7 protein-coding genes, 2 tRNA genes and 1 pseudogene are annotated in these 9,621 nt (G+C 59.5%); 8 read left to right on the top strand and 2 right to left on the bottom strand.

All coding sequences use genetic code 11. The features are described from left to right. Positions 1 to 25: 25 nt before the first annotated feature. Together prfA and hemA are read right to left on the bottom strand one after the other, a co-directional pair. Complete coding sequence (prfA, locus tag G5229_RS15810) at positions 26 to 1,114, bottom strand: peptide chain release factor 1 (protein WP_005334945.1); 1,089 nt, start codon at positions 1,112 to 1,114, stop codon at positions 26 to 28. Between the two features lie 51 nt (positions 1,115 to 1,165). Further along, positions 1,166 to 2,425 (bottom strand): glutamyl-tRNA reductase, encoded by a 1,260-nt coding sequence (gene hemA / locus G5229_RS15815; protein ID WP_421209588.1) that lies wholly within the window; start codon positions 2,423 to 2,425, stop codon positions 1,166 to 1,168. Positions 2,426 to 2,551: 126 nt separating this feature from the next. On the opposite strand from hemA, the gene lolB reads away from it, so the two are divergent. From lolB to G5229_RS15855, 8 genes and pseudogenes are all read left to right on the top strand, one after another. Next, the gene (gene lolB / locus G5229_RS15820; protein ID WP_005353907.1) at positions 2,552 to 3,130 is read left to right on the top strand and encodes a lipoprotein insertase outer membrane protein LolB; all 579 of its coding nucleotides are present in this window, start codon (positions 2,552 to 2,554) and stop codon (positions 3,128 to 3,130) included. Next, positions 3,130 to 4,000, top strand: a pseudogene (gene ispE / locus G5229_RS15825) (4-(cytidine 5'-diphospho)-2-C-methyl-D-erythritol kinase). Before lolB ends, ispE begins: the two are co-directional and overlap by 1 nt. After that, a tRNA-Gln gene (locus G5229_RS15830) sits at positions 3,980 to 4,054 on the top strand. The pseudogene ispE and the gene G5229_RS15830 overlap by 21 nt, the downstream one beginning before the upstream one ends. 195 nt (positions 4,055 to 4,249) lie before the next feature. Beyond that, complete coding sequence (locus G5229_RS15835; protein WP_005343846.1) at positions 4,250 to 5,197, top strand: ribose-phosphate pyrophosphokinase; 948 nt, start codon at positions 4,250 to 4,252, stop codon at positions 5,195 to 5,197. 101 nt (positions 5,198 to 5,298) lie between these two features. Further along, positions 5,299 to 7,287 (top strand): bifunctional metallophosphatase/5'-nucleotidase, encoded by a 1,989-nt coding sequence (locus G5229_RS15840; RefSeq protein WP_421209589.1) that lies wholly within the window; start codon positions 5,299 to 5,301, stop codon positions 7,285 to 7,287. A 218-nt stretch (positions 7,288 to 7,505) separates the two neighbouring features. Beyond that, positions 7,506 to 8,102, top strand: coding sequence for an aminoacyl-tRNA hydrolase (gene pth / locus G5229_RS15845; protein ID WP_058059203.1), 597 nt, complete (start codon positions 7,506 to 7,508; stop codon positions 8,100 to 8,102). 116 nt (positions 8,103 to 8,218) lie between these two features. Then, positions 8,219 to 9,310 (top strand): redox-regulated ATPase YchF, encoded by a 1,092-nt coding sequence (ychF, locus tag G5229_RS15850; protein WP_005353921.1) that lies wholly within the window; start codon positions 8,219 to 8,221, stop codon positions 9,308 to 9,310. A gap of 234 nt (positions 9,311 to 9,544) precedes the next feature. Beyond that, a tRNA-Met gene (locus G5229_RS15855) sits at positions 9,545 to 9,621 on the top strand.

Below are 9,621 nucleotides of genomic sequence, written 5' to 3' on the forward strand. Positions count from 1 at the left end.
CGAGCTTGCCGAATCACCATTTGCATCAGTTGTTCTCGGCCAGCGAGGCGAGCTGATCGGCCTGATACTCCTGCACCAGCGGGGTGATGACGCAGTCCAGATCCCCTTCCAAAATTTCGGAGAGGCGATAGAGGGTCAGGTTGATGCGATGCTCGGAGAGGCGGCCCTGCGGGTAGTTGTAGGTACGAATGCGCTCGGAGCGATCACCGGAGCCCACCAGATTGCGGCGGGTGCTCTGCTCGGCGGCGCGGTGGCGCTCATCCTCGGCCGCTTGCAGGCGGGCGGAGAGCACCGACATCGCCTTGGCGCGGTTCTTGTGCTGGGAGCGCTCGTCCTGACACTCCACCACCAGACCGGTCGGCAGGTGGGTGATGCGGATGGCCGAGTCGGTCTTGTTGACGTGCTGACCACCGGCACCGGAGGCGCGGAAGGTATCGATCTTCAAGTCGGAAGGGTTGATCTCGATCTGCTCGGCTTCCGGCACTTCCGGCAGCACGGCGACGGTACAGGCGGAGGTGTGCACCCGGCCCTGAGATTCGGTCTCCGGCACCCGCTGCACCCGGTGACCACCGGATTCAAACTTGAGGCGGCCATAGACGCGCTCGCCGTCGATCTTGGCGATCACCTCCTTGTAGCCACCGTATTCACCGTCATTGCAGCTGACGATGGAGACGCGCCAGCCCTGACGCTCGGCAAACCGTGAATACATGCGGAACAGGTCACCGGCAAAGATGGCCGCTTCGTCGCCACCGGCACCGGCGCGGATCTCCAGATAGCAGTTATTGTCATCCTTGGGATCCTTGGGCAGCAACATCAGTTGCAGCTCCTGCTCCAGCGCCTCCAGATTGGCCTTGGCGAGCGGCAGCTCCTCCTGCGCCATCTCGCGCAGGTCGGCATCATCCTCCTCCAGCATCATCTGGGTGGTATCCAGATCATCCTGAGCCTGACGGTAACGCTGGAAGGCGTGAACGATATCTTCCAGCTGGGCATATTCGCGGGTCAGGGCGCGGTAGCGATCCTGATCCGAGACCACGTCTGGCTCGCCGAGCATGGCCTGTACTTCTTCGTGGCGCTCGATGAGGCCTTCCAGCTTTCTGATCAGTGACGGATTCATAACTCTTGCATTCTCAATGGAGGACGGGACAACCGGCAGGTTGCCCGAAAATTATTGCTCTTGTGACAACCCCAGCGCCTGCCGCAAGCGGGAGAGCTCGCTCTGATCCCCCTGGGAGGCAGCCTGGCGCAACGCCTGGGTCGGCGCGTGGATCAATTTGTTGGTGAGGCGATGGGCCATCGCCTTGAGCGCCTGTTCGGCACTCTCGCCCTGTGCCAATGCCAGCAGGGCCCGTTGCAACTCTTCATCAGCCACTTGCTGTGACTGATGGCGGTAATCGCGAATGAGGTCGACCGAGCTCTGGCCGCGATACCAGCCCATAAACTCGTCGCGCTCTTCCTGCACGATCACCTCGGCCTGTGCGGCGGCACGTTTACGGGTTTCGAGGTTCTGCTCGATGATCCCCTGCAAATCATCCACCGTGTAGAGATAGGCATCGGAGAGCTCATCGACTTCGGCTTCGATGTCGCGCGGCACGGCAATATCCACCAGAAACATGGGTTTGAAGCGGCGGGCCTTCAGCGCGCGCTCCACCATCCCCTTGCCGATGATGGGCAGGGGGCTGGCGGTCGAGCTGATGACAATATCCGCCTCGTGCAGATAGTCGGGGATCTCTTCGAGCGTCATCACCTGAGCGCCGAATTCGGCCGCCAGGGTCTGGGCGCGCAGCAGGGTGCGGTTCGCCACCATCATCTTGGTCACGTTCTGCTCGCGCAGGTGACGGGCCACCAGTTCAATGGTCTCCCCCGCCCCGACCAGCAATACCTTGGTCTGGGAGAGATCGGAGAAGATCCGCCGACCCAGACTGACGGCGGCAAAGGCCACCGACACGGCACTGGCGCCAATCTCGGTATCGGTACGCACTCTTTTCGCCACCGAGAAGGATTTCTGGAACAGCCGCTCCAGCGCCCCCTTCACCGACTCCGCCTGCTGGGCGTGAGCGTAGGATTGCTTGATCTGCCCCAGGATCTGCGGCTCCCCCAGCACCAGCGAGTCGAGCCCGCACGCCACCCGCATCAGGTGGCGCACCGCCTCTTCATCGTGATGCTGATAGATGGCAGTGACCAGTTCGGCCGCGTCCAACCCGTGGAACTGCTGCAGCCAGCGCAGCACTTGCTCCTGCCGCTCCTCCTCCAGATTGCAATAGAGTTCGGTCCGGTTGCAGGTGGAGACGATCACCGCCTCGCTGACACCGGGTTGGCTCACCAGCTCACGCAAGGCGCGATCGATGCAGTCCGGGCCAAAGGCGACCCGTTCCCGCAAGGCGACACTGGCGGTGTTGTGGTTGATTCCGAGGGCAAGCAAACTCATGAGTGGGCGACAATCATTTCATACGCTGGGTGCAAAGGCTGCCAATTGTACGAGAAAGGGTAAGTCTTTAAAAGCAATACGGCCGCCCCGTATACTGTGGCAAATTCCTCTCTCTGGAGCCGTCTCTTGCTGCTACGTATTTTTACTCTCACCTGCCTGCTGTTGCTGGCCGGTTGTGCCACCACCCAGCCCCAGCGTGACCAGGTGAACTGGAACCAGGAGCGGACCCGTCTCGAGCAGCTGACCCACTGGCAGCTATCCGGCAAGATGGCCATCATCACGCCACAGCAAAAGGGCAGCGCCCGTCTCAACTGGCAGCAGGATGGGGAGGATTATCGCCTCAACCTCACCAGCCTGATCGGCACCAGCATTCTGGAGCTCTCCCGCAGCAAGGGGGAGATCACCCTGCTCGACAGCGACGGCAATCGCCACCAGAGCCAGGATGCCGAAGCGCTCATCTATCAACTGACCGGCTGGAATATTCCGGTTGCGGGATTACCGGAGTGGATCAAGGGGCTGCCGGGTCAGGCGGAGTTTGAACTCAACCCCGACAGCAGTCTGGCCAGCGTGCGCGACGGCCAGTGGCAGATCGTCTATGGCGATTATCGGGATCAGGATGGCTACCGCCTGCCACACCAGCTGACCATGACCGGCCAGAACAGCCGCCTCAAGCTTCAGATTAACCAATGGACTCTTGCACGTTAATGGCTTCCACTCGCTGGCCGGCACCGGCCAAACTCAACCTGTTTTTACACGTCAATGGCCGTCGTCCCGATGGCTATCACGAGCTGCAGACCCTGTTTATCTTCCTCAACCACAGCGACTGGCTCGAGTTTGAGGTGATACCGAATAGCGACACACTCACCCTGACGCCGGCCATTCCCGGGGTGCCGGATGAGCAGAATTTGATTATCCGGGCGGCGCGCCTGCTGCAAGCAACCCTGCCGAGCCCGCAAGGTGCCCATATCCGGCTGGAAAAAGTGCTGCCCATGGGAGGCGGTATTGGCGGCGGTTCATCCGATGCAGCGACCACGCTGGTAGCGCTTAACCACCTCTGGCAGGCGGGTTTGAGTGAAGATGAACTGGCTGCGCTCGGCGTCCAGCTGGGGGCCGATGTGCCGGTGTTTGTCCGTGGCAAGGCGGCCTTTGCCGAAGGGGTGGGCGAGCGGCTGCAACCGGTCGAACTACCCGATGCCTGGTATCTGGTACTCAAACCCGATTGCCATGTAGCGACCGCAGCCGTATTCCAGGATCCGGAGCTGCCGAGAGCCACGCCGAAAATGTCGCTGGACAACCTGCTGGAAGGCGAGTGGAAAAACGATTGCGAATCACTGGTGAAAAAGCGCCACCCCGAGGTTGCCAATGCGCTCGGCTGGTTGCTAGAATACGCGCCGTCAAGAATGACGGGCACAGGAGCCTGCGTCTTTGCTCAATTTGAAGACGAAGTGACTGCTCGGGAAGTGTTGGCCTGCGTGCCGAAGGGACTTGATGGGTTTGTCGCCAAGGGCGAGAACATATCACCTCTCTTCTCCACATTGCAACAGTTCAAATGATTGGGGTATCGCCAAGCGGTAAGGCAGCGGGTTTTGATCTCGCCATTCCTAGGTTCGAATCCTAGTACCCCAGCCAATTTTACCGAACGGTATTGATGATGATTAACGTGGCCGGTTTTGCACTCGGCCACGGATTCGGGTTACCGGTATCATCACAATCATTGGGCAGCAGACACCTTGTACGTTATCTTGATAAATCGTTTGCCCCAAAACGATAGGGTCTGATTTCAGACTCCCCCACATACTGGATGCAACCCCGAGGTTTCAAACCGTGCCTGACATGAAGCTGTTTGCTGGTAACGCAACGCCGGAACTAGCCCAGAAGATCGCAGATCGCCTGTTTATCAAACTCGGCAATGCTGCCGTAGGTCGCTTTAGCGACGGCGAGATCAGCGTACAGATCAATGAGAATGTACGTGGTGGCGATATCTTCATCATTCAATCCACCTGTGCCCCGACCAACGACAATTTGATGGAATTGATCGTCATGGTGGATGCTCTGCGTCGTGCTTCAGCTGGCCGTATCACTGCCGTTATCCCCTACTTTGGTTATGCCCGTCAGGACCGCCGCGTCCGCTCCGCCCGTGTGCCCATCACCGCCAAGGTTGTCGCTGACTTCCTCTCCAGCGTCGGTGTGGATCGCGTGCTGACCGTTGACCTGCATGCCGAGCAAATTCAAGGTTTCTTCGACGTTCCGGTAGACAACGTGTTCGGTAGCCCGGTGCTGCTGGAAGACATGAAGTCCAAGAACCTCGAGTCTCCTGTCGTTGTCTCCCCGGACATCGGTGGCGTCGTGCGTGCCCGCGCCATCGCCAAGCTGCTGGATGACACCGACATCGCCATCATCGACAAGCGCCGTCCCCGCCCGAACGTCTCCCAGGTCATGCACCTGATCGGTGACGTTGCCGGCCGCGACTGCATCATCGTTGATGACATGATCGACACCGGCGGCACCCTGTGCAAAGCCGCAGAGGCCCTGAAAGAGCGCGGTGCCAAGCGTGTATTCGCTTACGCTACCCACCCGGTCTTCTCCGGTTCCGCCGTCGAGAACATCAAGAACTCCGTGATCGATGAACTGATCATCACTGACTCCATCCCGCTCACCGCGGAGATGAAGGCAGTTGGCAAAGTCAAACAGCTGACCCTCTCGACTGTTCTGGCCGAAGCCATTCGTCGCATCAGCAACGAAGAGTCCATCTCTGCCATGTTTGAGCATTGATAGATTCAGCAATAACGAAAACCGCCATCAGGCGGTTTTCGTCTTTCTAGACCCCGGCTATATGTACGACCCTGCCTGTGGCAGGTGTTAAGGATTTACCCATGAATGGCTTGCGCCCCCTCCTGCTTGCGACCCTGACCTCCGCCCTCTTCGCCTGTCAGCCTGCCAAAGAAAATCAGCCCTTCGTGCTGACGCTGGCTCACATGAACGATACCCACTCCCAGTTTGACCCGGTCAACGCCGAGCTGAAGGGGCATATCTTTACCAAGGAGGGAGAGACAGATACCCTCTACACCCGTTTTGGCGGCTACCCGCGGCTGCTGACCATGGCCAAGGCCTATCAGGCCGATGCGCTGGCCCAGAACCACGCCATGCTGCTGCTGCACGGCGGCGATGCCTGGCAGGGCAGCGGCTACTTCAAGCTCAACGAGGGGATGGCCAACGCCGAGCTGCTCAACCAGTTCGGCCTCGATGCCATGGCCCTTGGCAACCACGAATTCGATCTCGACAACCAGAAGCTGGCCCGCTTCATCAAGGGGGTCAACTTCCCGGTGCTGGCCGCCAACCTCGATACCAAGGCCGATCCCGCTCTCAGCAAGGTGGCCAATCTCAAGCCTTTCACTGTCTACGCCTTTGACGGCAACCAGAAGAGCCCGGTCACCGACATCAACAACCTGCCGCAAGGCAAACAGCTGGTCGCAGTCATCGGTCTGGTGCTGGAAGATATGAGCAACATTGCGCCCAACGTCGGCAAGCTGCGCTTTGCCAAAGAGGTTGAATCGGCCCAGGCCACGGTGGATATGCTGCAAGCCAAGGGGATCCACCAGATCGTGGCGCTCACCCACATCGGCAACGAGCGGGATCTGGCGCTGGCCGCCAAGGTAAACGGCATTGATGCCATCGTCGGTGGTCACTCCCACAGCCTGCTCGGCGATTTTCGCAATATCGGCTGGGGCAACACCGGCGAATACGCCAAGCTGGTGACCAACCCGGACGGCATCGGCAAGACCTGCGTGGTGCAGGCTGGCTCCTACGCCCAGGCCATTGGTCTGGCTCAGGTGAGCTTTGATGGTCAGGGTCATGTGACCGACTGTCAGGGCCACAACAGCCTGCTGGCCAGCCGCGACTTTTTCGCCGATGCGGCGCGCAAGCAGCCCCTCGACGAAAACCGCAGCAAGGAGGCGAGCCAGTTCATCGACAACCAGCCCAATCTGGTTACCGTGGATGAAGATCCACGCCTGCGCGGCATCATCGACAGCCACTACAAACCGGCGCTGGAGAAAGCCTACGGCCCGGTGATCGGCACCATCCCCGAGCAGCTGCAAAATGCCCGTCGCCCCGGCGACAACGGCAGCGACAGCCACGGCTCAGATGTAGCGCCGCTGGTTGCCGAAGGGGAGTTCTACTGGGCCAATACCCCAGCAGTGCAAGCCCTGACCGGCGGCCCGGTCGACTTCGCTCTGGTGGCGGTGGGTGGCGTGCGCGCCGAACTGCCGGCCGGCGAATGGCGTGAGGGAGACAGCTCCCTCACCCTGTTGCCGTTCAAGAACCAGCTCGCGGTGCTGACCCTGACTGGCGCCGAGGTACGCGCCCTGCTGAACGAGACCATCACCGCCACCCTGCCCGCCAGCGCCCATGCCGGCAAGTTCCCCTATGGCGGCCACCTGCGTTACACCTTCCATGAGACCGACGCAGGCAAGGCGGGCACCCTGACCCAATTGCAGCACAAGACCGCAAGCGGCGAGTGGCAGGATCTGGTAGATAGCCAGCGCTATCGGGTGGTGATGAACGCCTACAGCGCCAACGGCAACGATGGCTGGCAGGCACTGGCCAATGCCCAGCGCCACCAGAGCGAGCGGGTCGATATCGCCAGTGTCAACGGCAAGTTGACCGCCTTCCCGGTGCTGAAAGTGGCACAAAACGGCGAACTGCTGAGCGCCGTCTATGCCCCGGGTCAGACCCTCGATTGCAAGGCCAGTGGCGTGGATTGCGGCACCGATGCAGCGTCTTTCGTGGAGTATGTGCGCGATGCCCGTCCCACCCTGACCGTACTGGATGAAGAGACCGTCACCCTGCTGCGTGCCAAATAACGACGATAGTCAACCGGGCATAATCCATCGGTAAGCTGAAACGGGCCTCTTGCAAGAGGCCCGTTTGCCCACCGTTAGCCACCCATTGGCCGCAATAATGCTGCAAATCCCGCCATAACATGCGCATTGGTTGAGTGATCGCCACTCGGCGGCTAGAATATTGCGTCCTATTGCCCTGGGTAGTGTGCCCACGGCAGCTGCGAGTGAAGACATCAAGCGTGACAAGCGAAATCAAACTGATCGTCGGACTGGGCAACCCCGGCCCGGAATATGCCAAGACCCGCCACAATGCGGGCGCCTGGTATGTGGAGCAACTGGCCCGCTGGCACAATGTCAGCCTGCGTGAAGAACCCAAGTTCTTCGGCCATACTGCCCGCATTCTGGTCGAGGGGCAGGATGTGCGGCTGCTCATCCCGAACACCTATATGAACCTCTCTGGCAAGGCGGTGGCCGCACTGGCGCGTTTTTATCAGATTGAGCCGGAAGCGATACTGGTAGCCCATGACGAACTGGATCTGCCGCCGGGCATCGCCAAGTTCAAGCAGGGTGGTGGTCACGGTGGCCATAACGGCCTCAAGGACATCATCGCCAAGATGGGCAACAACAATAACTTCTTCCGGCTGCGTCTCGGGATCGGCCATCCCGGCAGCAAAGAGCAGGTGGCTGGCTTCGTCCTGACCAAAGCCCCCAGCAGTGAACAGAACCTGATCGACGCCGCGCTGGACGAGTCCCTGCGCGCCACCGACATCCTGTTCAAACAAGATATGACCAAGGCCATGAATCGCTTGCACAGCTTCAAGGCAGAAAAGGGTTAGGTCGGTTTGACCCTGTACGGGCATTGTGCCGGTACATGAGCGACGACCAGAACAAGCATGACATGGGCCGCCTGCGGGCGACCCCCAACAGCATCCATCAAGTAAGGTAACAATCCATGGGTTTTAAATGCGGTATCGTGGGCCTGCCCAATGTAGGCAAATCCACCCTGTTCAACGCGCTGACCAAGGCCGGTATCGAAGCCGCCAACTTCCCGTTCTGCACCATCGAGCCGAACACAGGTGTGGTGCCGATGCCGGATCCCCGCCTCGATCAGCTGGCTGCCATCATCAATCCGCAGCGCGTTGTGCCGACCACCATGGAATTCGTCGACATCGCCGGTCTGGTTGCCGGTGCCTCCAAGGGTGAAGGTCTGGGCAACCAGTTCCTGGCCAACATCCGTGAAACCGAAGCGATCGGCCATGTAGTGCGCTGCTTCGACGACGAAAACATCATTCACGTTGCCGGCAAGGTCTCTCCCGCTGACGATATCGAAGTGATCAACACCGAGCTGGCCCTGTCGGATCTGGACGCCTGCGAGCGCGCCATTCACCGTCAGTCCAAGCGCGCCAAAGGCGGCGACAAGGATGCCAAGCTGGAAGTGGAAGTGCTTGAGAAGATCAAGGTCGCGCTGGAAAACGGCCAGATGATCCGCGGCATGAAGCTGGATAAAGAAGAGCTGGCCGCCGTGAGCCACCTCAACTTCCTGACCCTGAAACCCACCATGTATATCGCCAACGTGGCGGAAGATGGCTTCGAGAACAACCCCTATCTGGACAAGGTGCGTGAAATCGCCGCCGCCGAGAACGCGGTCGTGGTCGTGGTCTGCTGCGCCATCGAAGCCGACATCGCCGAACTGGACGATGAAGATCGCGCCGAGTTCATGGCTGACCTTGGCATCGAAGAGCCGGGCCTGAACCGCGTTATCCGCTCCGGCTACCAGCTGCTCAACCTGCAGACCTACTTCACCGCCGGTGTGAAAGAGGTACGCGCCTGGACTATTCCGGTCGGTGCCACTGCCCCGCAAGCGGCTGGCAAGATCCACACTGACTTTGAAAAAGGCTTTATTCGCGCCCAAACCATCGCCTTTGAAGACTTTATCAACTACAAGGGTGAGCAAGGCGCCAAGGAAGCGGGCAAGATGCGCGCTGAAGGGAAAGATTACATCGTCAAAGATGGCGATATCATGAACTTCCTGTTCAACGTCTAATCCCATGACAGGCCAGCATTTGCTGGCCTGTTTTTTATCTGCCATTGCCCGGGCAATCATGGCAATGTCTTAAAAAAAACCAGATTGTTGGGCTTTTGCGCAACAGAGACCAATAACTGGTCAAACGCACTCAAATTGCGTTTTTCTGGCAAAAAAAGGGTTGACGCCCCAGAGCCAGATACGCATAATTCGGCCCGCACGGTGACGAGGTAACGACTCACCGGAAGCAAGGTTGGCTATGTAGCTCAGTTGGTTAGAGCATCGCACTCATAATGCGGGGGTCACAGGTTCGAATCCCGTCATAGCCACCA

It is taken from the genome of Aeromonas sp. 602396, from assembly GCF_049173735.1.
GTDB lineage: Bacteria > Pseudomonadota > Gammaproteobacteria > Enterobacterales > Aeromonadaceae > Aeromonas > Aeromonas veronii_A.

Bases quoted from the DNA above. Each gene is read 5' to 3' on its own strand.
- prfA (WP_005334945.1), bottom strand. From the start codon at position 1,114: ATGAATCCGTCACTGATCAGAAAGCTGGAAGGCCTCATCGAGCGCCAC.
- hemA (WP_421209588.1), bottom strand. From the start codon at position 2,425: ATGAGTTTGCTTGCCCTCGGAATCAACCACAACACCGCCAGTGTCGCC.
- G5229_RS15840 (WP_421209589.1), top strand. From the start codon at position 5,299: ATGAATGGCTTGCGCCCCCTCCTGCTTGCGACCCTGACCTCCGCCCTC.
- ychF (WP_005353921.1), top strand. From the start codon at position 8,219: ATGGGTTTTAAATGCGGTATCGTGGGCCTGCCCAATGTAGGCAAATCC.